Below are 23,971 nucleotides of genomic sequence, written 5' to 3'. Positions count from 1 at the left end.
AAACGCACGCTTTTCGTGCTTCTGCAAAGTTAATGCTTTTCACAAAGAATTCCAAATTTTTGGGGAAGTTTTTTCCGACAGTACTGTCAATTGTGTCAGTACTGACAATATTGACCGACTTGACAAAACTGCCAGTACTGCCACAATTGACAATACTGACGTTGACGGCCGGCGATGCCAACCATCAATAATAATATATTCCTTTTATTATTTTAAAAAGAATACTATGATGATTATTATATCCTGTGGAAACTGTGGAAAACCATCTCTCCTTCCATTATTCTCTCCTCATCCTTAGCACTTTACGCTTCACCACCCCGTTGATAATAACTTGTGGAAAGTACAATCAAAACTCCGCAAGTTATCCACACATCCCCGTTCCATCCTTTTGAAAGAAAAGCCGCTGTTGATAACCCACGCCTTTTCCACATCGTTTTTCGCATGTTTTCCACCATTTATACACGCTTTTCCACACTTTTTCGTGACTTTTCCACACATCCCATGCTGCAAAAGGTTACCAACAGCATAGAAAAACATTACCTTTCACCAATCAAAAGGTAACGAATGACATGGTGAAAGGTAATGCTTTTTTTATGTTGAAAGACTATTTCAGTTTCGGCTTCAGCTCGTCGGGAGTGCCTTTGGTGAACATGTTGACCGGTGGGGCTTCTGTCTCGAAGAGGGAGGTGATGAGGGCAGGGGAGAGTGTCATCTGCGGAGCGAAACTGTCGGAGAGCATGTAGTCGAGGATGGCTTTGCGCATCTGGCGTGCTACGGGGCGGCGGTCAAGGTCGGAGGAGATGTCAATGGTGGTCATGAGGACTTTGCCGTTGAGCATACGTGCCTCGATGAGCATGCCGAGTTTGCGGCTTATGTGCCATGTGTCGACGGGCTGTATGGGGGAGTTGTAGGAGGCAGGGAAACGGGAGAGGTTCATCACCTGCGCCTTGTTGACGAGTTCCCACCAGTTGAGGTTTGTCCAGTTGTCGGTAGGGAAATGTCGGAACAGTGGGTGGTCGGTGGCGATGGTCGCTCCGGTGGTGTGCGGAGGGCGCATCTTGAACCAGCTTGTGTTCCAGAAGACAGGCAGGTAGGTCTGCTTCACATCGCTGCCGTAGCGCACTTTTCCGGCTGCTTCGATGAGCACGCTGCCGCCACGTTCGAGGACTTTCAGCGCACGGTTGTCCAGTGTGTCGGTGATGTGGATGTCCTTGGCGGACGGCATGTCGATGTGCTTAGGGTACACCCAGAAATCCCAATGGTTGGTGGCAGGGGCGGCATTTGTGGAAGAGACGGTCACGGAGAGTGTGAATTTCGCCGGTTTGTCGACCGTTGCGAGGTTCATCATGGCAGTGCCGAGACTGTGGTTTTTGCCCAAAGGGATAATGCCTTGTGATGTTTCTGCCTTTGCAACGGTGCGCCCTTCGGAGGTTATCTGCCACAGAGTCTTTGCCTTGTCGAGCGGTTCTTTGTAGGCGTTGTACAGCTCTATCGGCACGACGAGTGTGTCCGCGGAGGTGTAGACAAACTTCGGGAAGCGTGCCAACGGCACTATCGGTGCGCAGAACTCCTGCCAGTCTTTCGCCGTGCAGTAGCCTTTCTCGCGCCAGAAGACGTTGAGCACGCCGACGAGGGCTGTGCCCTGTCCGCTGTAGTCGTTGAGTCCGAGGAGCTGGAAGCCCGCATATTCAGGTGTGCGGAGGTTGCGTTCCATTTCGTATTTGTACGCCAAGGTCTGTAGTTTTCCGCTTGCCATGAGGAATTTCTGTGCCTGCGGAGCCATGTTGTTGTCCTTGAGGAGGTCGGCGAAAATCTCGAAATTGCGTGCTTTGTATGCTCCCGTGTATTGTGAAGTCTCGTTAAGGTCAGGGAAGGCGCACCATTGTCCCTGCTCATGAGCTATGAGCGGTTCGTTGATTTCAAAGGTTATGGGTTGGCGGCCTTTCTGCAGGAAACTTGTTATCTGCGGGTAGAAATCGTCCATGGACTGCGGAGCGTGGCGGTTCCAGTCAAGTCCGCGTGCGCCACCCTTCACGTGGTACTCGCTCTTCGGGTCAAACGCCCAGCCTCCGCCGACAGATGCGCCACAGTAGACGCGCCGCTTGTCGCCCGTGCTTTTCCAATAGTCCACGAAGTCACCGACCCATTTCACCCAGTCGCCTGCCGGTTCGTTGCCGGCTGCGAGCATGCAGAAGGACGGGTGGTTGCCGTAGGTTTTCACCATGCGCTGTGTCTCTTCGAGGAGGTAGCGGTCGATGGTCATCCCCTTGCCGAGCTTCACGCCGTGGTTGGGCCATGACGGACCTTCCGGCTGGAGGTAGAAGCCCACTTTGTCGGCGGCGGCAAAGGCAGCCTCCGGCGGGCAATAGGAGTGGAAGCGCATGTGGTTAAGTCCGTATTCCTTGCATTTCCTGAAGATTTTCAGCCACGATTCCTCGTCTGTCGGCGGATAGCCTGTGAGCGGGAAGCAGCAGTTCTCCACCGTTCCGCGCATCCATGTCTCCCTGCCGTTGACAAGGAACTGTCTGCCCTTTATGCCTATTTCCCTCATGCCGAAGACGGTGGAGACGGTGTCCTTGCCGTCGAGGATGGCTGTCAGGCGGTAGAGGTTTGGCGAGAATTCATCCCACAGTCGGGCGTCGCTGCCCATGGCGATTGTGGTGCGGAGGGTGTCGCCTTTGAAGCGCAAGGATTTTGTTATGGGTTTGGAGTCGCGCCCTTCGGTGTCGGTGCAGATTATTTCCAGTTTGTGTTTTCCCTGTTTGCCGTTGAGTTTTATGGCAACATTGGCGGTCATGTCGCTGACGGAAGGGAACACCTGCAGGTCGGCGATGCAGGTCATGGGGCGGCAGATGAGTTCGATGCGTCCCGTCATGCCGTTCCAGTTGCCTTGTGTCTGGTCGGTGACGCTGTGGGAGTCCTGTCCGACGCATACGTTTTCTATGCCGTTGTAAATCTTCACTTCGATGGTGTTCTTGCGTCCGGCGAGTATGAGCGGTGTGATGTCAAACTCATGCGGCACGCTGAGTGAGGAGTCGCGTCCGGCAGCTTTTCCGTTGACGAAGACGTTGGTTTCTATGTGTGGCCGTTCGATGAAGAGTGTTATGCGGTGCTTCTTCCATGAGGAAGGGATGTCGACGGTCTTTTTGTACCACGCGTTGCCGACATAGTGTGTGGCAGGTGTGAGGAAGAATGGGAACTTGATGTTCTCCTCGACGTGGTATTTCTTCATGTAAGGGTTGAAGTAGTAGGACGAGTCGTAAAGGCTGCTGACCCACGGAGTGTTGATGTTCACTTTATTGCCTTTGCCGTTTGTGAGCATGGAGCCCGGCAGCTTTATGTGGTCGGAATAGTGAGGTTTGTCGCCCGCAGAGAACTGCCATTCTCCGGAGAGGCTGATTCTCTGCGCCATGGTTGACAGGCTGAGTGCTGTGGCGAGGATTGTGAGTAGTTTGCGCATTGGTGTTTTTTTTTGGTCAGTATTGTCAGTACTGTCAGTTGTGTCAATACCGACAATACAGACAATTGTGTCAATACTGACAGTACTGACAATACTGATGTTATTGCAGTCACTGTCAAAACTGAAGAATCCCTCCTGTCACCGGTGGCAGGAGGGATTCTTTTTCATTTATTTAGCAAGGGCGTGAAGTTGGGAGGTTGAAGGTCTCTTGGATGTCCTTCATCTCTTGGTCTGTCATGCCGTCAGGCTCGGAGCCCATTGACTTTGCACACATATATATATTAGCTGCCTTGCAGAGTACGTCGGTCTGGTCGAAAGCGTCCATGATGTCAACGCCTACAGCCACTGTGCCGTGCTTCTCCCACATGACCACGTCGTGCTTCTTTATCTGCTCGAGAGTGGCGTCAGCGAGTTCTATTGAGCCCGGCATAGCGTAAGGTACGATACCGATGCCGAGTGGTGCGAAGGCGAGGGTCTCAGGAATCATTGACCAGAGCACCTTTGTCATCTCGTTGCCCTTAAGGAAGCGCTTGATGTGGGACATGGCCACAAGTTCGATAGGGTGGGTGTGGAGCGTTGCCTTGTAGCAGCTGCCGGAAGCGAGGAGATAGTCCTGCAGGGCGAGGTGTGAAGGGAGCTCGGATGTTGGTGCGACAGGCTCGTCGGCGATGATTTCGTAGGATGCGCAGTCGTCACAGATGCGTATGATAGAGCCGTTCTCCATTGGGAAGCGTGCGAGGTCGCGCATGCGCTTTCCTGTGCCTTTTGCGTAGAAGTACTTGCCTTTGAGGTTAGGGAGAACCTTGCCGATTTGCTTTACAGGGGCGATGGCAGGGAGTGCCTTTATCTCGTCGTCAACGAACTCTGTGATGTTCACTGTGATGTTTCCGCCGTTGCGCTCTGCCCAGCCTTTCTGCCAGAGGTAGCCGGTGACTTCAGCGACTTGGTCGATGACAGCCTTGAGTCCCGGACGGTTGTCTAATATTGATTTCATTGGGTTGTTGGTTTTGTTTTTTCTGACAGTATTGTCAATTGTGTCAGTACTGTCAATATTGTCGTGATTGTCATTATTGACACAACTGTCAAAACTGACAGTACTGACCTTAATTAATAATTATCGCCGTAGCGTTCTTTTGTTATCTCTTCAAGCGGTTTGCAGCGAGTGTTCGGTGCGCCGAGGATGCCCACGATAAGCGATACCACGAGGAGTGCTATCATGCAGTAAGCGGCAATGGTGAAGCCTTCGCCGTGCTCACCGTAGATGAGGGTGAAGATGATGCCCCATACTGCCGACAGTCCGCGGACGATGAAGAACATAAGGCCTTGTGCTCCCGCGCGGAACTTTGCAGGGAACAGTTCCGAGCCCCAAAGAGCGTAGAACACCTGCACAGAGCAACCGCCCTGAATGCCCCAGAGTATGCAGAATGTCCACAGTCCTGCAGGGCCGTTGACACCGATTCCCACGATGAGAATCCATGCCGCTATCGCCACGAGGAGTCCGAAGACATAGATGAGTTTGTGGCTCATCTTGTCGATGACGAGTGATGTCAGCCAGCCGACAAAGACGATTACTGCCCACTGTATGCAGTTCATCATCTGCGATGTCTCGTTGCTCACGCCGCCGGCAGTCTCATAGATGTGTGGCTGGAAGAATCCCATTACTGACGCCACAAGGTTCCATGTGAGGTAGATGCCCGCAAGGAATGCGACGGTCTTCACGGCAACCTTGTTGGAGAACAAGACCTTGAAGGAATGAATCATGCCGGTGTCCTCGCCCTTTGCCTTGGCAGCCTCCTTGTTCGCCTTGAATTCAGAGCTTTCCTCGAGCTGTCGCTGAAGGTTCCATGCTATAAAGGCTATGACGAACAGTGTGAAGAAGACCACGCGCGAACTGAACACGTTGACAGCCTCCGTGACGTCTGTCACACCGAACATTGCGGCTATCGACTCAACGTAGGAGAACAGTGTGCCGCCCGGTGCGAAGAGCATGCCGAAGAGCAGGATGAAGAACGGTCCCACGCCCCATGACATCTGCGAGATGCAGATGTTCCTGCCACGGTTGTTGTTCTCCGAACTCTCAGAGATGTATGTCCATGATGCAGGTACGCCGACACCGACAGAGATGCCTGTCAGGAGGAAGCCTGCAAGGAGCATAGGGAAATTGACCGAGAACATCACGAGCAGTACGCCCAGCATGTATACCAGGAGGTTATAAGTAAAGATGAACTTTCTGCCATACTTGTCGGCAAGGAAGCCGCCGATGATTGCGCCCACAGCTGCTCCGAGACAGTTGGCAGAGATGAAGTTGAGCCATCCGAGGTCAACCTCCGAGAGTCCGAGATACTTCTGCCATAGCGACAAACCACTTGCGCCGGCAACGATTGCGCCGGCGTCAAGATAGTTGTTAAGGGAGACAGCTATGGTGCTTTTCAGACTGTTGTCTTTTCCTTCCATGGCTGTTTATCTTTTGCTTGTCACTTCAGCAGCGTACTTGTCGATGTCAAGCATAAAGTCCTGACCTACAGGGACATCGTTGCGTACACAGAACTCGTCGTAGACTGCCTGCCATGGCATAGCCTTCTGCTCCTCGAGGAGAGCGAGAACCTTGTAGCCTTCGCCTGCAAGCTCCAGTTTGCTGATTGTCTCTGTCGGCTCGAGGAGTGCGCGGAGCATGCACTTCTGTGCTGCGCGAGAGCCGATGACGTATGCGCCGAGGCGGTTGATAGAGCCGTCGAAGAAGTCCAGTCCGTAGTGTACACGGTCGAGAGCGCCTGCGCGTACAATCTCGAAGAAGAGCTCCTGAGTTGTGTCGTCCATGATAGTAACGTGGTCAGAGTCCCAACGTACAGGGCGTGACACGTGGAGCATGAGCTCAGGGAGATAAGGAAGGACGGCAGAAACCTTGTCGGCAGGAGATTCTGTCGGATGATAGTGGCCTGTGTCGATGGTGAGGAGCTTGCCCTTCTGTGCAGCGTAAGCTGTGTAGAAGTCGTGAGAGCCTACTGTGAATGACTCAAGACCCATACCGAACACTTTGCCTTCGATGCAGTCCTTCATCATTGGCTGCTCCTTCTCGAAGATAGTGTCGAGTGACTGCTTCAGGAGGTTGCGGTAGAGAGCGTGGTTGACGGACACGTCCTTGCAGCCGTCGTGCACCCAGAGGTTCATGATACATGGGTCGCCCTGTGCCTCACCCATAGCGTTGGCGATGTCACGGCAGCGCTTTGTGTGCTCGATCCAGAACTGGCGTGTGCCTTCGTCAGGGTTGGCGAGAGTGAGTGAGCCGGAGCGTGGGTGGCCGAAAGAAGAGGAGTTGAAGTCGAGGAGGGTGTTGTTCTCCTTGCCCCAGTCGATCCATGACTGGAAGTGCTCAACGGTAACTTCGTCGCGGTCAACAGCCTTGCCCTTGAAATCGCCATAGATTTCGTGGAGGTTAAGGCGGTGGTTGCCAGGGATGAGTGACTTAGCCTTGAGGATGTCCTGACGCACTTCGTCGATGTTGCGTGCTGCGCCAGGGCAGTTGCCTGTCACTGCGAGACCAGAGCCGAGCTCTGTCTCTTCCTTGACCTCGAAACCGTTCACATCGTCTGCCTGCCAGCAGTGGAGTGAGAGGTGGAAGTCCTGCAACTGCTTGAGTACTTTCTCTGTGTCGACGCCTATTTCAGCGTAACGTTCTTTCGCGATTTCGTAAGCCTTGGAAATAAGTTCTGCTTTCATTTTCTTTTGTTAGTTGTTATTTGGTTATTGATTTAATTTTGTTTGGTGGTTTTGGTCAGTAATGCCAGTGGTGGCAGTATTGTCAATTATGACAAGATTGACAGTACTGACCGGTTTTGACAATACTGTCAGTACTGACGCAACTGACAATATTGACCTGACTGTTAAGACTGACAATGCTGTCAGGTTGCTTTTTATCTCTTTTCCTCCATCTTGTTGCAGATGCCGAGGAACTTGTTGTAGTTCTCGTCCCACAGTTCCTCGTCCTTCGGATGATACTCTATGAGTTCGAGAGAGTTGGCGATGATCTTCCTCATCTCCCAAATGTCCTTCACCATGCCGACAGCCTTCGCCTGCACCATGATGTTGCCGAGAGCCGTTCCCTCCTGCGGGCCTGCAAGGACAGTGACACCGGTGGCGTTGGCAGTGAACTGGTTCAGGTAGTCGTTCTTTGAGCCGCCGCCGATGATGTGCAGCGTTGTGATGTCAAACGATGCGAACTCCTTCAGCCATGTGAACACCTGGCGGTAGCGCAGGGCAAGCGAGTCGAATATGCAGCGGATGACCTCGGCATAGCCTTCCGGCACGTGCTGGCCCGTCATGCGGCAGTACTCCTTTATAGCCTCCTCCATGTTGACAGGGTTGGCAAACATCTTGTCGTCAGGGTTTATTATGCTCTGGAATCCCTGAACCTTCATGGCATTGCCGAAGAGGGTAGGGTAGTCGCTTGGTACAGAGTCGCCCCACTCCTTGCGACAGCGCTCGAGAAGCCACATGCCGCAGATGTTCTTCAGGAAGCGTGTAGTGCCCTCTATGCCACCTTCGTTGGTGAAGTTCAGTTCATACGACTTGTCATTGATGATGCAGTCCTTTGTCTCGATGCCCATCAGCGACCATGTGCCGGAAGAGAGGTAAGCAAACTCCTCGTCCTTGGCAGGCACGGCAGCCACGGCAGAGCCTGTGTCATGACCTGCCACGGCATAGACAGGCACAGCGCCGAGACCTGTCATCTCCTGCACCTCGTCGGTCAGAGTGCCGATGAGTGTGCCCGGCTGCACCATCTTGCCGAACTTCGAGCGTGACAGACCGAGTGTTGCGAGGAGCTCCTCGTCAAGCTGTCCCGTGCGAGGGTCAAGCAGTTCACCGGTGGAAGCTATGGTATATTCGCATACATCGTTGCCTGTGAGCATCCATGAGAGAGCGTCCGGCACGAAGAGAATCTTCGCAGCGTTCTCCAGTGCAGCGTTCTCCGCGCGGCGCATCGCATAAAGCTGGAAGATGGAGTTGAAGTTCATGAGCTGTATGCCCGTCACGTCATAAAGCTCCTTCTTGGACTTCACGTTCTTCAGATAATCCTCCATAGCGGAGAATGTGTGCGGGTCGCGGTAAGCCCTCGGGTTGCGCAGGATTTGTCCGTCCTCGCCGATGAACACGAAGTCCACGCCCCATGTGTCGATGCCGATACTTGTGATCTCCAGTCCGCGCTTCGCCACCTCCTTCAGTCCGCGGATCACCTCGTTGTAGAGGGCATAGATGTCCCAATAGAACTGTCCGTGGGTCTGTATGAGATTGTTAGGGAATCGTGTCACCTCCTCGAGAATGACTTTTCCGTCCTTTATGTTTCCGATGATTGTTCTTCCGCTTGTCGCGCCGAGGTCTACGGCGAAGAAGTTCTTGTTGTTTTCCATGTCAGTCAGTGTGGTTGTTGCTTTATAAAGATTATGCCTTGGAAGGCAGATGTTTCTCCTTGCAAAGATAATTATTTTATGTCAATTATGAAAGTTTTTTCAAGTTTTTTTTCTTTTTTGCACAAAGTTACATTCGTTTTGTACAAAGTTACAAATGTTTTCTCTGGCAATACATGAAAAAGGTGATATGTCACTATTGGTTTTCCAATAGAAACATACCACCATCTATAAAGTTTATTGCCAGTGTTATGCGTCCAGCAGTCGCTTTATGTCTTCTGCCGACAAACCTGTGGCAATGGCAACTTATCCCTTTTGTGCAAATGGTTGTCTGCATACCCAATTTTCAATTGTTATGCCATCCACTTTTGAAAAGTGCTTGACATTTTCTGTCACCATGACAAAATTGTTGGCAACAGCAGTGGTGGCTATGAGTAAATCAAAATCATCTATCATGGTGCCGCATTTTTTCAACATAGCTTTCTGCTGGCAAAACAATGGTATTGCACCATCAATAGGTACGATATGAATACTTGACAGGAAATCAGACACTTGTGAATAGTTCTTTTCTCGGTTGGCACTAAGTTCTGCACCATAGAGAAGCTCAATTTGTGTTATTTGGGAAATGCAACAGTTGTCCCATCCTGCTTCTTGGATTTTCCCTCTCACTCCAAAGGCGTCTCGGAACAAGTGAATGATGATGTTGGAGTCAAGCAGATATTTCATGGTCATAATTTCAATGGTTCGCGTATTGATGAGCGTGCCTCGCGTATTGAAGCTATGATTTCGTCGGACGAGCGTTCGTCCGTCCAGCAGCCGGCAAACTTGTCCAGCATGGCCTGAGTTTTCTTGTTTTCTTCTGCTTTATCCGTGGCTGCCATGCCATCAAAGTTTACGCTGTCGAGCAATCGTTTTGCCAATGCAACCTTGATTTTGTCACTAAGGTTTGCAAGCATAGGCCAATAGACTTGCGTAAGTGCCTGAGATGTTGTTGCAGTATTCATAATGAAAATGTTTTTGATTCCCATGGCAAATATAGTGATTTTTATTGTATCTGCCAAATATTTTTCTGTTATTCCGTTTTTTTTCCACATTTCTTACACATAAATGAATTTATTTGATTAAATTTGCAGCCGATTAATCTAACACTAAAAACAAAACCAAAAACTAACAAATGTCAACAGTCACTATCATTGTGACAGCATTCTGCATAGGCTATCTGTTCATAGCCTTCGAGGCTGTCACGAAAATCAACAAGGCGGCGATAGCCGTACTCATGTGCGTCGTCTGCTGGACCCTCCTCGCCCTCGGACACGACGGACTCAATCTTCCTCATTTTGAACTCGGTGAGGCCATCGAACGCAATCTCGGCGAGGCAGGCACCACACTCTTCTTCCTCATGGGCGCGATGACCATCGTGGAGATTGTCGACCAGCACGGCGGATTCAACTGGGTGCGCTCCGCACTCGCCTCAAGGACAAAGCGCTCGCTTCTCTGGAAGATAGCCTTCATGACAGCCATCCTCTCCGCCGTCCTCGACAACCTCACCACGTCCATCGTGATGATCATGATTCTCCGCAAACTCGTCGCCGACAAGCAGGACCGCATGTGGTACGCCGTCTGCGTGATCATCGCAGCCAACGCCGGCGGAGCATTCTCCCCTATCGGCGACGTGACAACCATCATGCTCTGGAACGGCAAGATGATCACAGCCCTCGGAGTCATCTCCGAAATAATCGTACCCTCCTTCGTCGCCTTCATCATCCCTACGGCAGTGATGCAGATGCACCTCAAGGGCAACCTCCCTGCCACTGTCCCCGACGAGCGCGAGCAGAGCATCTCCATTGTCACCAAGAAGCAGCGCATGCTCATCTTCGCCCTCGGCGTCGGCGGCTTGTGCTGCGTGCCGGTGTTCCACACCATCACCGAGCTACCAGCCTTCATGGGCATCCTCGGCGTGCTGGGCATCCTCTGGAGCGTGACCGAAGTCATCTACCGCAAGCGTGACGAGCACGACCCGATGGCAAAGCGCGTGACACAGCTCCTCACACGCATCGACATCGCCACGATACTCTTCTTCCTCGGCATCCTCATGGCCGTTGCCACACTCTCCGAGATAGGCGTGCTCACAGCCCTCGGACAATGGCTTGACGAGACCATCGGCAACCACTACCTTGTCACCGGAGCCATCGGCGTCCTCTCCTCCATCGTCGACAATGTGCCTCTCGTGGCAGGTGCCATGAAGATGTACGCCATCGACCCTGCCGGCGGAGCCTTCGGCGTCGACGGAGTCTTCTGGCAGCTTCTCGCCTACTGCGCCGGTGTGGGCGGCTCAATGCTCATCATCGGCTCTGCCGCCGGCGTGGTGGTCATGGGACTCGAGCGCATCAGCTTCGGCTGGTACATGAAGAACGTCACATGGATAGCCTTCGTGGGCTACCTTGCCGGCATCCTCTGCTACTGGGTGGAGAAGGCATACATCTTTTGATATAACATGGTCATATATAAATTAGGTGACAAGCACCTTTCCACATGCTTCAATCCTCCTTAATCCGCATAAATCCTCATGGGTATATTGTTCTTTCTCATGAGGATTTATGCGGATTAAGAGGATTATGAAGGCCTGTCTTTGACATGAAATCCTCCGGCTCATGTCTGGACCAGTCATAAAGTGTTACTTTTTGCACGGTCAACCGTTATCTTTTGCATGGTGAAAGGCTACCTTCCGCCGGGTGAAAGGTAACACTTTGCGGCATGTCTTTTTTTATGCTTTGAAAGAGTTTTTTTTCCTCTGGTTTCGGCATACGGTTTACTGGATAAGGCAGGTTGGCGGAGCATTCCAAAACAAACACCGCAAAAAGCGGTTTTCCGTCGTTATGACGAGATTTTCCGACTTTTGCGGGTGATTTGTGTCAAGAAATTTTCGGGGGGGTAAATTTAACACTTTTGGTTTTGTCATGTGTAGGATTAACACTAATTTTGCGCCTCGAAAAAATTACACTTCGTTAAGAAGTGCGATTCCGACTGTTTTGCGACCGCATTTCTGAGTGCCAAAGCCGCACGTTGAAAAGAACGTTGTGTGAAAGAGAAATCAAGGGCATAAGCCTAAGAGAGAACAATGATTTCATGGTAAGGAACAATGATGATTGGAGCAGAAGGACAACCGTCATGATTCTTATTAGAAAAGAGAACTACACAAAAAACAAACATATTCAAAAAAACATTCAGATTATGAATGCCAGACTCAAAGTACTTTTGTTATTGTTGAGCATGTTCGTTTGTGCATCAAGAGCTGATGCGCAGGATGTCGCTGTGAAGACCAACCTGCTGGACGACGCCATCCTCGATGTCAATGTCGGCATGGAAGTGGGACTCGCCCCGAAATGGACCCTCGACATCCCCGTGAGCCTTAACGGATGGACTCTCAGCCATGACCGCAGGTGGAAGCACTGGTCGGTGCAGCCGGGCGCAAGATATTGGTTCTGTGACCGTTTCGCCGGCCATTTTGTCGGAGCACACCTCCATGGCGGACAGTTCAACATCGGAGGAATAGACACAGACTTCAAGCTGCTCGGCACAGACTTCGGCAAGCTCAGGGACACACGCTTCCAAGGCTGGTTTGTCGGCGGAGGCATCAGCTACGGCTACGCATGGCTGCTTGACAAGCACTGGAACCTTGAGGGAGAGTTTGGTTTCGGTTATTCTTACACCCGCTTTGACCAATACCGCTGCGCCGGATGCGGCAAGAAAGTCAAGTCCGACCAGACCCACCACTACGTGGGCCCTACCAAAGCGGCAATCAATGTTGTTTATCTCTTTTAATCATTCAGGGTATGGCAATCAACAGGATTCTTTTTTTATTTATGGCAGCCATGCTGTCCTTTGGCAGCGTTTGTGCGAAAGACGTGGTGGACAATGTCTCCGTCTCCTCCCTGAAGATGGACCGCGAGGGCGGTTACCTCTCTGTCGGCATGACCATGGGGCTCGACAGCCTTAAGGTCGAATCCAACCAATGTGTGCTCCTCACGCCGTGGCTTGTCAACGGCAACGACTCCGTGGCACTGCCCTCCGTGGCTGTCTACGGCCGCCGCCGCTACTACTACTACCTGCGCAACAACGGCGAGGCGATGATGTCTGGCAGCACGGAGAAGTCGTTCATGGCAAAGGACAAGCCGCAGGCAGTCGATTACCATGAGCTACTCCCTTACCGCGAATGGATGGACGGCGCAACACTGCGACTCCACCGAGTGGACGAGGGCTGCTGCCAAAAAGTGCTGCTCAACGAGTACGGAGCAATAGGGAAATACAGCGAAAAATTCTTCCCTGACCTTGTATATATAAAGCCGCAAGGAACTCTCGAGAAGCGCCGCTCCCTTGAAGGACGCGCATACATCGACTTCCCTGTCGACAGGACGGAAATCTATCCTGAATACCGCCGCAACACCGTCGAACTGGCGGCGATACGCGCCACAATCGACACCATACGCAACGACCGCGACGCACGCATCGACACCGTATGGCTGAAGGGCTATGCATCGCCTGAAAGCCCTTACTCCCACAACACTGACCTTGCCATAGGGCGTACAAAGTCACTGAAGGAATACCTCCTGCAACTCTATAAGTTTGAGGGCGTTGCGATGCTCACCGACCATGAACCGGAGGACTGGGAGGGACTGCGCAAGGCTGTCGAAGAGTCCAACCTTGACCACCGCAGCGAGATACTCGAACTCATAGCCACGAATATGGACCCAGACCGGAAGGAGGCGAAAATCAAGCGGCTCTATCCGGCGGACTACAAGTTCATGCTTGCCCATTTCTATCCTGCCTTGCGCCATACGGACTACCGTGTCTCCTATGTCATAAAGTCCTACAACGACCCGCAGCAGATTCTGGCAATCATGAAGAAGAGCCCGCAGAAGCTCGACCAGAACGAGTTCTATGTCGCGGCAGGAGTCCTCACCCCGGGCACGGAGGAGTTCACCGAGGTGTTTGAGACAGCGGTCAAGATGTTCCCTGACGACCCCGTCGCCAACCTCAATGCCGCCAGCGCAGCCATCCGCCGAGGCAACCTCAACATGGCTGAGAAGTATCTCCTTAAGGCTGGCAACACTCCCGAGGCTCTCTACACACGAGGTGCCATCGCCGTCCGCAAGAAGGACTACGCCACAGCGCGCAAATATCTCGGCGAGGCAAAGCAGGCAGGACTCGAACAGGCTGCCAAGACCCTTGACGAACTGGAGGAAAGGTTAGGAAACAAGTAAAACGAAGAAAACATTAGATTTATAATAATTACTAAAAAACAATTGTGAAAATGAACAAATCTTTATTCTTGGCGCCATTGTTTATGGCTGCCTTCGCAAGCTGCTCAAACGAGGATGTTGCCATGGAGTCTAATGGCAATGAGCAGACTGCCGGCGTGAGCTACCTCTCTGTGAACATAATGAACACACCTTCCACAGGAGGTGCGGGAGCAAAGGGTATCGCTAAGGCAAACGGCTACGAGGACGGTCTTGCCATGGAGAACAATGTTGGGACAGTGCGCTTCTACTTCTTTGACGAGGAGGGAAACGCTGCAAAAGTCAAAGGGCTGACAGGCGGTACCTATCTTGACTATACTCCGGGTCAGACTTCTGCCGGAACACCGGACAACATAGAGAAGAAAATCAATGCCACTCTTGTCATCGAGTCACCTAAGGGCGACAAGCTCCCGGCATCAATCATCGCTGTGGTCAACCCTACAAGCGACCTCGGCAACGTAGCTTCAATCACTGATCTCAATGATAAAGTTTGCGGTGAGTTCAAGGATTCAGAAGGCAATTTCGTTATGTCCAATTCCATCTATACCGACGAAGGAGAAAAGATGGAGGCTGTCAGCGTAAAAGGCAAACTTTTCGGAACAGCAGCCGAAGCAATTGGCACTCCTGTGACAATCCATGTTGAGCGTCAGGCTGCCAAGGTGCGCGTGCAGAACAATCTTACAAAGGCAGGCGATGTTGAAGGTGTTTATTCCACAGCTTCCGCAGACAAGAAAAACATCCTTGTTGAAGAAGATGCTAACGGCAACATCACAAATACAGAAATCTTCGTCAAGTTCCTCGGTTGGAACACAACAACAACTGCTGACATGTCTTATCTGATGAAGGCTATCAACCCTTCATGGCCTGACAATCTCCTCGGTGCCGAGCTATGGAACAATCCTTCACATTTCCGTTCTTACTGGGCTATCAACCCAACAGGTGTAGGTTACGATAATTTCAGTTTCAATGCTGCCGGCACCGGTGCTACTGCCAAGAGTTTCTACAGCACGGCTGATGCAACCAATGCCAACACCTTCACTTATGTTCATGAGAATGCAGAGGGTGCTGAAAAGAACACACAGGTGATCATCGCAGCACAGCTTTGTGACAAGGACGGTCATAAAATCGAACTTGCAGAGTGGGGTGGTATCAAGTACAATGTCAAGGACTTGAAGAAAGCCATGATGACCCAGACAAACATCTACAAGAAGGTGAATATTACTGATGGTGTGAAGTATGTACGTCTCGAGGAGAATGACCTTGTGCTGAAGACAGCCACAGAGATTAATGGCGGTGTTGCTCCTGCTGAAGAGCGTTACAAGACATACGTGCAGCTTGCAGAAGGTGTCACAGAAATCTACAACGGTTCAGGTGCAAGTGCTCAGGCAATGACACCGGCAGAGGCAAACGAAGCTCTGAAAAACCTTGGCGGCGCAAAGGTATGGAAGACAGGCTTCACATACTACTATTTCGACCTTAAGCACTTCGGCGACAAGTTCGGTGTTGTCCGCAACCATGTCTATAACGCGAACATCAAGACTCTTGCAGGTCTCGGAACTCCTGTCTACAACCCTAATGAGGTTATCGTTCCTGAGAAGCCTAAGAACGAGGAGACATACATCGCTGCTGATATCAACATCCTCTCATGGCGCGTTGTCGATCAGGATGTTGACCTGAATTGGTAATAAAATAATTTTAATAAGTGGCATAATTAAAGAACATTTATCCGCTTTTCCATAAAAAACGATAAGTGAAACGACGAGGAAGGTGCGGACTGCGGTACAGGGATTGTACTCACGCTCTGCATCTTCCTTTCCTAAAAGCAGCTGTCAGGACTTTCATCCATGGTTGCTTGACAAACAACAAAGAGAAAGCACCTCTGCGCCGGTGCAAAGAGTGGCGCAGGCATCGGGAATCCTTGTTTCCCGGACATATCCATAAAGACGACAACACTCCGGGCGGCGGACATCCTCCCGATAACCATATATGTCAGTATTGACATTATTGACAATACTGACACAATCGACAGTACCGACAATACTGACAGTACTGACACAACTGACACAACTGACAATATTGACATAATAATCCCATAACCGGTAAAAACAGATATACGGAAATGAACACTCTGAAGCATTTCAAACACCTTTCGCTTCCGGCAGCCATGTCACTCATCATGACACTGCTCCTGTTCTCATCATGCGACAGCTTCGTCTACGATGAGGAGGGCGACTGCTCTGTGACCTACGACTTGAAGTTCCGCTACGACATGAACCTCAAGTGGGCTGACGCCTTCAGCAACGAGGTGAAGTCCGTCAACCTGTATGCCTTCGACGAGAACGGGGTGCTGGTGTGGAAGAACTCCGAGGCAGGCAGCCGTCTGGCATCGCCTGACTACTCTATGGACCTGCCACTCCGGGCAGGCAAATACACTCTCCTCGCATGGTGCGGACTGGAGAACGGCAAGGAACGCGAGTCGTTCCAAGTCCCTGAAGCCGTTGTCGGCACCACACGCCTGGAGGACATCACCTGCCGCCTTGACGCCGACAAGGCGGAGGACGGCGTGAGCAGCGGACGCTACCTTGATTTCCTTTATCACGGACTCATCGAGGTGGAGCTCCCTGAGAACATGGACGGCGGACACTACTCCTACACCATGCCGTTGGTGAAGAACACCAACCACATACGCATCATACTCCAGCAACTCTCAGGCGACGACCTCGAAGCCGACGAGTTCAGTTTCAAGATAGAGGACAGCAACAGTTTCATGGCAAGCGACAACAGTCTTGCCGATGACGTGAACGTGACCTACACTCCATGGGCTGTCACCACAGGCACGGCAGGAGTGGGCAAGGATGATGCCGAGGAAGCAGGCAGCCGCTCCATTGTCTATGTCAACGGAGTCATTGCCGATTTTTCCGTAGGCAGGCTGATGGCTGACCACAACAAGCGCATGGTGCTCACCATAACAAACAAGGATGGGGAGACAGTGGCACGCGTGCCGGTAATCGATTACGCCCTGCTCTCAAAGGAATACTATGAACAGGCTTACCACCATCCGATGACTGCACAGGAGTTCCTTGACCGTGAGGATGAATATTCCATGACATTCTTCCTTGACGCAAACAAGAAATGGATTAGCACCTCCATCCTTATCCATTCATGGAGGATTGTGCTTGACGATGTGGAGCTTGGCGCAAAATGATTCTCCCATGACAGGAGATTGTTAGAAAAAATATTTACAGACAGATATTCATAATTAATGAACCTTATCCGACATAGATGTTGCAAGGCATATACATTCCTGTATGCCATGATGTTGCCGGCACTTGCAGTGCTGGCAGCTTCCTGCGTGTCGGATGAGGGCACCATGGCAGGCGGAATGCCTGACATGGCAGGAAAGGCAGGCATCAGTCTGACACTGAGCATGGACGGCTCTTCGGCACCGGCAAGAGCCAAGGCATCCTTGTTCTCCGCCACCCCTGCCGACGGCGAGTACAGTCCGGGAGAAGGATTTGAGAACTACATAGAGTTTGCCGGGCGCGATTTCAGGGTCTATCTCGTCGATGCAGACAATAAGGTCGTGTGCGAGTTTGACAACACAATGGTCATTCCCATAGGCGATTCCGAAACCACGAAGCACTACCGCCTGAACATGACCCTGACACAGGAAGAGGTTGAGAATTATTTTATCGGCAACAAGATAAAGGTGATGATGCTTGCCAACTGGCGCAACTACCCTGCGAATGCTGTGGGGCGCACCGTGGACGACATTGTTAAGGACGAGGCGGCAGTGTTCAACTATACGCCGTTTGGCGGAACGCTGACAGCCGGGAACCGCATCCCGATGTTCGGCATAGCAGAGTACAGCGATTTCACCATTACCGAAGGCAGCTACAACGAGTTGGGAATCATCCATCTGTTGCGCGCCTTTGCAAAGGTGGAGGTAAGGGACAAGGCTGAGACAGCGGAAGATACGCATAAGATAAAGACAGTGGAGCTTGTGCGCTACACCGACAGGGCGGCAATGGCACCTTACGGTGTCTATGACCAGGGCGATTATGTCTTCGGCTCATGGTTTGAGGACTATGGCGACATCTCCATCCCTAAGGACGCTGAGGTCAATGGCGGTTCTGCAGGATTTGTCAAGACAGACTCCAAGACCCCCTCCTTTGTCATATACTGCCCTGAATATGACAATACAGGTATGGGCGTCACGCCGTCACTGATCCGCGTGACCTATGAGGACGGCAGGACTTATGACATTGAGTTCAAGAACTATGGCAGCCTGCCCGGCATGGAGAAGGATGAGCCGTTTGACGTCAAGCGCAACAACTGGTACAAGTACTCCCTTGAGCGTGAGAGAGCCACGGTGACAGTAGAACTCGATGTGCAGCCTTATGCCTCCTGCAGCATGGACGCTCCTTTGGGGCTGCCGCGTGACGACATGGGCGACCTTAAGGTCTATATGGAGAAGGACGAGCAAGGAAACCTGACGTTGCCGCAGGAATTGATTGATTACATGCGCATAAACAACAAGGAATTGCCTCGGACGGCTAATGGTGAAGAGTTGGTATGCCATGACGAGATAGGCGACTACTACGCCATCCATTTCACATCTGACGGAACGATGGAGAATTCCGAATTGTGGTTGAAGAACTGGGCTGGCTGCCGCGTCCTCTCCAATTTCAAGGCTCCGGACCCTAATGACCAGGACTGCAGCACCAGGCAAGTAATCCGCTTTGTCGGAACATCCGAATATCCGGAGCACAGAGACATCGATGGCGAGGTGCGCCTGCAGCACAACGCAAACCACACCTCCATCGTCTATGACCGCGATGGTGTGATGATATTCAAGAATCCTGACACCAAAGAACGCTACATCGTGGAGTCATGGGACAGCGAGACCGGCATTTTCTACATCACTTTGGAGGAGACTGACACGAAGTATCGCTTTCAGGAGTATGACAAAACCGGTGAGCCTACAGGCAATATCGTGGAAATTGACAAGAATACAGGGGAGCGCACGGAGCGCATGGTGGAGTAGTGAGCACGGCAAGAATGTGTGTTGTCAGAGGCATGTGTTCCTCTAAGCGATACTCGCTTTAACCGGATAATCTCTCGAAGAATCCAAAGAAAGCAAAGAACCCTCTTCGCCCATAGAGCTCAGATGTCCGGCGAAAAGTTTCTTTTCCTTCTTTATGTTCTTAGAGCAACATCCTCAATTGTCCTTGGAGCAACAAACTGTCCTGACAGAACACCAAACATAATTAACAATAATACAAACAACAGAATGTCGTTACACAGAAACATAAGAACGATAAAGTCAGCAACACTCCGCATGGCAATCCTTCTGCTTGCCACGCTGGCATGGTCATGCAGTGACGACTTGTTCACAGATGACACGACAACGCCACATGGCGAGACCATTGTGGAGATAGAAGCATCATTCGAACCTTTCTCCTCGGCAAAGGTCGGCGGTGCGGGAGCGAAAGGACGGCATGCCGGAGACATCATGAGCGACTTGTCCGACATCGCCCTCCTTGCCTACGACAGTGAGGGAAACCTGCTGCCCGACTACCCTGTGGCACTGGAGTTCACAGCCAACGACATCAAGGACGAAGACCGTACGGGAGATGACGCCACGACAGGAGAGACCACGGAGTCTTCCACAAAATGCGTGAAGAAGTCCCTGAAAGTCAGCTATGGCACCTACTACCTCGTAGCCGTGGCAAACATGGGACAGTACAGCGACAACGGTGCAGTAATCACAAGCACCACCGACGCACTGAAGGCTATGCCTGCCGACAACTATGCCACATTGGACGCATTGCGCGACATGAAGCGCCAATGGGACAGCGAAAACATCTACAACAACCGCATGATGATGGGCTACTTTGCCGACAAGTCCGATGAAAGCTCCTCCGCACCATCATCGACAGACGACTTCACTCCCGTCCATGTCAGCCGCAGCGGCATGACCTTGCGGACATGGCTGCGCCGCGCCGCATCGAAAGTCACTGTGGACTTTGACGGCACAGGGCTGCGCGAGAACGTGAAGATATACATCCGCGACGTGAAAGTCCATGACATACCGCTCGACTGCACCGCAGGCTTTGGAAAGAAGCAGGTAGGGGAAGGGCAATTCCGTTCCTTCAACAATGCCGTCACCAAGGAAGAGGGACTCATCCGCGACGACAGCCAGGCAATAGTCTTCGGAGAAGGCGCGGAATACAACACATGGCCCATAATCTCAAAAGGCACTCCATACATCATGGACGCAAGCGGAGAGCGTGCCGCCCTGCACACCAACAGCTCCGAGTCGCTCTTCTTCTACGAGAACATGCAGGGCAACGCCCCTCACGGCAAAGGCCCTGTCACCGACCTCTCAAACGGCGGCATCGCCAACAGCACCACCATAAAGGACGAAGTGCCCTGCGGCACATACATCGAGGTAAGGGCATTCTATGTCTCCGAGGCAAGCGGCAACATCAGCAACGGTGAGATAAAGTACCGCTTCATGCTCGGAAAGGATGCTGACAAGAACTGCGACGCAGAGCGCAACCACCACTACAAAGTGACACTCAAGTTCAATGGCAACGCCAACGACTACTCATGGCACGTGGACTACAAGGAAGAGCCTGACTCATGGGATGTGCCGCAGCCGTGGTATGTCTCCTATCTCTATAACCACCAGTCCACCATACCGTTCAAATACACTCCCGCCGAAGGCATGGAGGTGGTCTATTTCACGGCAGAGATTGTGAAGAACCCATGGGAACCAGACGTGGGTTCGGGACTCGACATCAATGATGACAATAAAGGCGCTTTCAACGAACCTCTGAACAAGGAGCCGGGCAACGGATTCCTCTCATTGCGCTACGACAAGAATGTGGTGGTGACCCCTGAAATGTGCGGTGCAGAGGGATGGCCTGGATATGACAACCAAAGTAATGCCGTGGTAGAACGGTCAAGGACACTTAACAACGAGTATTTCTACGGACAGCAGGGAGGTCTTGATTTCTCCAAGCGAACCCTTTATGTCGACGGCACTGCTGACCCTACTCCGGACAGAAAGGAGGTGGAGATCTATTCTTACCTGAAAAGAGGACAGAGTGTCTCCGTCAATCTTCCGCTGTTCACACGTCCGAAGGTGCTGATAAAGGAGACCGGATATTCCGGCAACAACCCTTATGTCGGATATACACGCACGGCAGACATCAAGGTGACGCCCTACGTGCGTAAGATAGGCTCTGCAGACGACCCGCAGCCTGCCAAAGAAAAGATCATCAATGTGCAGCAGGTGCACCGAATCGTCAATCCTAAGGGAGTCTACCGCAAGTCCGGCAACTTTGAGCCTTTCCATGTCCGCCTGCTCACGCTTCCTGGTGAGGGTGTGCCGATGTTCGAGAGCTTCAATTCTGATGGTCCGTGGATGGCAGAGATTGTCGGTGAAAAGAACTTCATCACTCTTGACGGCAAGCAGCAGGTGCACGGCTCTACGAACACTCCGATTGACTTCACCATAAAGTTCAACAGGATTAACAATGACAACAAGGTGCGCAATGCCGTTGTGCGTATAACTTACAACAGCTACACCTGCACCCACCTCATCTTCGTAAGGCAGGGCTATGCTCCACAGGCTCTTTCGCCGACAGCAAATGAATATGGCAATAGTAACGCTGAGCCTGTGCTGTGGAGGACATTCAACCGTGTCTCCGCCGACCTTGACGCTGAAGACCCTCGTGACGAAGGCTCATTGTTCAAGTTCGGAGGCAGCACTCAGCCTATCGATGCGATAAACAACTGTTACTACGATGATAATGGTGATGGACACGGTGGTAATGATGATGGTCCTTATGACGGTATAGGATATTACTACAAGAATCCTGTCAACCCATGGGAATCACACGCAACGACAAATATGGGCAGGTATGTGATAACGCGCCCTGACGGCAGTATAGATAGGGCATGGGGTGCTCGTACGATATGGGCGAACATCAAACAGAATTCTGTCGGTTTTGTTGACCCGTCATGGGACAATATGGCGACAATGCGCCACTATGAGCAGTTGTACACAACTGAGAATGTCCAGTTTGGTTACGGTGTGCTCTATGCCGACGGGGCAACGGAGACGCAGGAGGATGTGGACATGGCTTATGGATATTATCGCCGTGACCCTGACAGAGCAAAGAAGGGCATGCGCGGTGTGTTCGTGTACTACTATGATTCGGACGAATCCGACAACACTTTCACAGGAAGGAACATTTTCTTCCCTATCGGACGCTCCGGCTACGGACACCGCAAGCATGGCGGAGGTACAAAAGAAGGTACCGAAGGCAGAGGCATCCTTCGCTACTGCTGCTCGGGCTACAATAACAGAGGCAATCTTTTCAACAAGACAGCTCCGCTGTTTGCCGCCCTCTATTACCGTCCCGGCGGAATCTACTACGCCAAGACAATCGTACCAAAATGCCTTGACGCGACAAGAAAAGTTTATGATGAAGCTACCATTAGTCCGAGTGAAGTAGGCAGAGGCGACAAGTACTATGCTGCGGGAATGGACTTGAACTATTTCTCGTTCGATGCGAACATGATAACCAAGAATGACCTTGGCAAAGGCGAGGATGCATGCATGGTGCGTTTCGTGGGAACAGATTCTGCTCCTGTAAAGCGCAAAAGCAAGACAAGAAGGAGATGAAAATGACTTATAGAGAAAGGGCAACATCGCTTCTGGCGGTGTTGCTCATGCTGTTTATGGCAGTTCCCACACAGGCACAGTCGGAGCTGCCGCTGCCCTCCGTGCCGGACTCCCTGCGCACGCCGAGGAAGCGCGCGGCATACGTCATGGAGCATTTCTGGGATGCCATGGACTTCCGCGACACGCTGCGCAGCCATGACGAACGGTTCATGGAGCAGAACCTTGTGAACTTCTTCTCACTCTTCCCTCATGCCGACACTGCGGATGTGCGCCGCTCCGTGGCACTGCTCATGGAGCGTGCGGAGGCAGACGGCAAGGCGTTCACGGTGGTTGCCGACCTTGCGGCGAAGTATCTGTACGAGAAGGAGTCGCCGATGTTCAGCGAACTCCACTACACGATGTTCCTTGACCGTGTACGCTGCTCCCCGGCAGCTCCTGTGGCTCTCCGCTCTCGTGCCGCCTTTCTCTTCGAGGCGATAAGGAAGAATTTCCCCGGCACTGTGGCTGCGGACTTCCCTATGGTGCTGCGCGACGGCAGCCGCTCGTCGCTCATGGCGGCTCCTGCACGCCCGACGGTGCTGCTCTTCTATGACCCCCACTGTGACGACTGCATTGTGGCGATAAAGACCCTTTCGGAGTCTTCTCTTTTACGCCGCCTTGCCGAGTCGGGCAAACTGACCGTCCTCGCTGTCTACACGGAGGGCGACACTGCCGTGTGGCAGCGGACAAAGGACACTCTCCCCTCATGGTGGACGGTGGCTCGGGACTTGGGCGGCATCCTGTCCGACGACCTCTATTTCCTGCCCTCCATGCCCTCCCTCTACCTCCTCGATGCCGACAGGACGGTAGTCCTCAAGGACACTTCCGTGGAGGAGCTCCTGAAAGCCGTGTCGCCCTAAGCGGTGGTGTTGCTCGAAGAGAAAATTGCTCTAAGAAATAAAAGAAACAAAAGAATTTTATAAATCTGCCAAGATACCTCACAAATATAGTGAAAATGGAGCAGATTCTTTTGTTTCTTTTATTTCTTAGAGCAATACTATTTTTATTTCTCAGAGCAACAGAAAAGTCTGATAATTACCTGATTAGCGGAAAAATATTGTTGTTGTAACGA

General features: G+C 51.8%; 16 protein-coding genes. 9 read left to right on the top strand and 7 right to left on the bottom strand.

Annotated features, from left to right (window positions below):
* Nucleotides 1-604: 604 nt before the first annotated feature.
* From HPS57_RS06780 to HPS57_RS06750, 7 genes are all read right to left on the bottom strand, one after another.
* The gene (locus HPS57_RS06780; protein ID WP_172181481.1) at nt 605-3,460 is read right to left on the bottom strand and encodes a DUF8487 domain-containing protein; all 2,856 of its coding nucleotides are present in this window, start codon (nt 3,458-3,460) and stop codon (nt 605-607) included.
* Nucleotides 3,461-3,632: 172 nt separating this feature from the next.
* On the bottom strand, nt 3,633-4,454 hold the full coding sequence (gene rhaD, locus HPS57_RS06775; protein ID WP_172181479.1) for a rhamnulose-1-phosphate aldolase: 822 nt from the start codon (nt 4,452-4,454) through the stop codon (nt 3,633-3,635).
* A 113-nt stretch (nt 4,455-4,567) separates the two neighbouring features.
* Nucleotides 4,568-5,914, bottom strand: coding sequence for an MFS transporter (locus HPS57_RS06770; RefSeq protein WP_172181477.1), 1,347 nt, complete (start codon nt 5,912-5,914; stop codon nt 4,568-4,570).
* A 6-nt stretch (nt 5,915-5,920) separates the two neighbouring features.
* The gene (locus HPS57_RS06765; RefSeq protein WP_172181475.1) at nt 5,921-7,177 is read right to left on the bottom strand and encodes an L-rhamnose isomerase; all 1,257 of its coding nucleotides are present in this window, start codon (nt 7,175-7,177) and stop codon (nt 5,921-5,923) included.
* A 194-nt stretch (nt 7,178-7,371) separates the two neighbouring features.
* Nucleotides 7,372-8,865 carry a rhamnulokinase gene (locus HPS57_RS06760; protein WP_172181473.1) on the bottom strand — a complete coding sequence of 498 codons (1,494 nt, stop codon included), beginning with the start codon at nt 8,863-8,865 and terminating at the stop codon, nt 7,372-7,374.
* A 303-nt stretch (nt 8,866-9,168) separates the two neighbouring features.
* A complete protein-coding gene (locus HPS57_RS06755; RefSeq protein WP_172181471.1) occupies nt 9,169-9,594 on the bottom strand; it encodes a type II toxin-antitoxin system VapC family toxin in 426 nt (141 codons plus the stop codon).
* The gene (locus HPS57_RS06750; RefSeq protein ID WP_172181469.1) at nt 9,591-9,866 is read right to left on the bottom strand and encodes a hypothetical protein; all 276 of its coding nucleotides are present in this window, start codon (nt 9,864-9,866) and stop codon (nt 9,591-9,593) included. Before HPS57_RS06750 ends, HPS57_RS06755 begins: the two co-directional genes overlap by 4 nt.
* Before the next feature lie 170 nt (nt 9,867-10,036).
* On the opposite strand from HPS57_RS06750, the gene nhaD reads away from it, so the two are divergent.
* From nhaD to HPS57_RS06705, 9 genes are all read left to right on the top strand, one after another.
* On the top strand, nt 10,037-11,350 hold the full coding sequence (gene nhaD, locus HPS57_RS06745; protein ID WP_172181467.1) for a sodium:proton antiporter NhaD: 1,314 nt from the start codon (nt 10,037-10,039) through the stop codon (nt 11,348-11,350).
* Between the two features lie 782 nt (nt 11,351-12,132).
* The gene (locus HPS57_RS06740; RefSeq protein ID WP_253946499.1) at nt 12,133-12,684 is read left to right on the top strand and encodes a DUF3575 domain-containing protein; all 552 of its coding nucleotides are present in this window, start codon (nt 12,133-12,135) and stop codon (nt 12,682-12,684) included.
* 41 nt (nt 12,685-12,725) lie between these two features.
* A complete protein-coding gene (locus HPS57_RS06735) occupies nt 12,726-14,123 on the top strand; it encodes a DUF3868 domain-containing protein (protein ID WP_253946490.1) in 1,398 nt (465 codons plus the stop codon).
* A gap of 50 nt (nt 14,124-14,173) precedes the next feature.
* On the top strand, nt 14,174-15,844 hold the full coding sequence (locus tag HPS57_RS06730; RefSeq protein ID WP_172181461.1) for an Mfa1 family fimbria major subunit: 1,671 nt from the start codon (nt 14,174-14,176) through the stop codon (nt 15,842-15,844).
* A 65-nt stretch (nt 15,845-15,909) separates the two neighbouring features.
* The gene (locus tag HPS57_RS06725; RefSeq protein ID WP_172181459.1) at nt 15,910-16,158 is read left to right on the top strand and encodes a hypothetical protein; all 249 of its coding nucleotides are present in this window, start codon (nt 15,910-15,912) and stop codon (nt 16,156-16,158) included.
* Nucleotides 16,159-16,278: 120 nt separating this feature from the next.
* Entirely contained in the window at nt 16,279-17,364 is a 1,086-nt protein-coding gene (locus HPS57_RS06720) for a FimB/Mfa2 family fimbrial subunit (protein ID WP_172181457.1), read from the top strand.
* 57 nt (nt 17,365-17,421) lie between these two features.
* A complete protein-coding gene (locus HPS57_RS06715) occupies nt 17,422-19,206 on the top strand; it encodes a hypothetical protein (RefSeq protein ID WP_172181455.1) in 1,785 nt (594 codons plus the stop codon).
* A gap of 246 nt (nt 19,207-19,452) precedes the next feature.
* Nucleotides 19,453-22,860 carry a DUF4906 domain-containing protein gene (locus HPS57_RS06710; protein ID WP_172181453.1) on the top strand — a complete coding sequence of 1,136 codons (3,408 nt, stop codon included), beginning with the start codon at nt 19,453-19,455 and terminating at the stop codon, nt 22,858-22,860.
* 2 nt (nt 22,861-22,862) lie between these two features.
* Entirely contained in the window at nt 22,863-23,759 is an 897-nt protein-coding gene (locus tag HPS57_RS06705; RefSeq protein ID WP_172181451.1) for a DUF5106 domain-containing protein, read from the top strand.
* Nucleotides 23,760-23,971: the final 212 nt, after the last annotated feature.

It is taken from the genome of Palleniella intestinalis (assembly GCF_013166595.1).
Lineage (GTDB): Bacteria > Bacteroidota > Bacteroidia > Bacteroidales > Bacteroidaceae > Prevotella > Prevotella intestinalis.
This window is presented reverse-complemented; position numbering and strand designations above follow the sequence as displayed.

What these genes read in the sequence shown, in the direction of transcription:
- HPS57_RS06780 (WP_172181481.1), bottom strand. Translation starts at nt 3,460, where the DNA reads ATGCGCAAACTACTCACAATCCTCGCCACAGCACTCAGCCTGTCAACC.
- rhaD (WP_172181479.1), bottom strand. Translation starts at nt 4,454, where the DNA reads ATGAAATCAATATTAGACAACCGTCCGGGACTCAAGGCTGTCATCGAC.
- HPS57_RS06770 (WP_172181477.1), bottom strand. Translation starts at nt 5,914, where the DNA reads ATGGAAGGAAAAGACAACAGTCTGAAAAGCACCATAGCTGTCTCCCTT.
- HPS57_RS06765 (WP_172181475.1), bottom strand. Translation starts at nt 7,177, where the DNA reads ATGAAAGCAGAACTTATTTCCAAGGCTTACGAAATCGCGAAAGAACGT.
- HPS57_RS06760 (WP_172181473.1), bottom strand. Translation starts at nt 8,865, where the DNA reads ATGGAAAACAACAAGAACTTCTTCGCCGTAGACCTCGGCGCGACAAGC.
- HPS57_RS06755 (WP_172181471.1), bottom strand. Translation starts at nt 9,594, where the DNA reads ATGACCATGAAATATCTGCTTGACTCCAACATCATCATTCACTTGTTC.
- HPS57_RS06750 (WP_172181469.1), bottom strand. Translation starts at nt 9,866, where the DNA reads ATGAATACTGCAACAACATCTCAGGCACTTACGCAAGTCTATTGGCCT.
- nhaD (WP_172181467.1), top strand. Translation starts at nt 10,037, where the DNA reads ATGTCAACAGTCACTATCATTGTGACAGCATTCTGCATAGGCTATCTG.
- HPS57_RS06740 (WP_253946499.1), top strand. Translation starts at nt 12,133, where the DNA reads ATGTTCGTTTGTGCATCAAGAGCTGATGCGCAGGATGTCGCTGTGAAG.
- HPS57_RS06735 (WP_253946490.1), top strand. Translation starts at nt 12,726, where the DNA reads ATGGCAGCCATGCTGTCCTTTGGCAGCGTTTGTGCGAAAGACGTGGTG.
- HPS57_RS06730 (WP_172181461.1), top strand. Translation starts at nt 14,174, where the DNA reads ATGAACAAATCTTTATTCTTGGCGCCATTGTTTATGGCTGCCTTCGCA.
- HPS57_RS06720 (WP_172181457.1), top strand. Translation starts at nt 16,279, where the DNA reads ATGAACACTCTGAAGCATTTCAAACACCTTTCGCTTCCGGCAGCCATG.
- HPS57_RS06715 (WP_172181455.1), top strand. Translation starts at nt 17,422, where the DNA reads ATGAACCTTATCCGACATAGATGTTGCAAGGCATATACATTCCTGTAT.
- HPS57_RS06710 (WP_172181453.1), top strand. Translation starts at nt 19,453, where the DNA reads ATGTCGTTACACAGAAACATAAGAACGATAAAGTCAGCAACACTCCGC.
- HPS57_RS06705 (WP_172181451.1), top strand. Translation starts at nt 22,863, where the DNA reads ATGACTTATAGAGAAAGGGCAACATCGCTTCTGGCGGTGTTGCTCATG.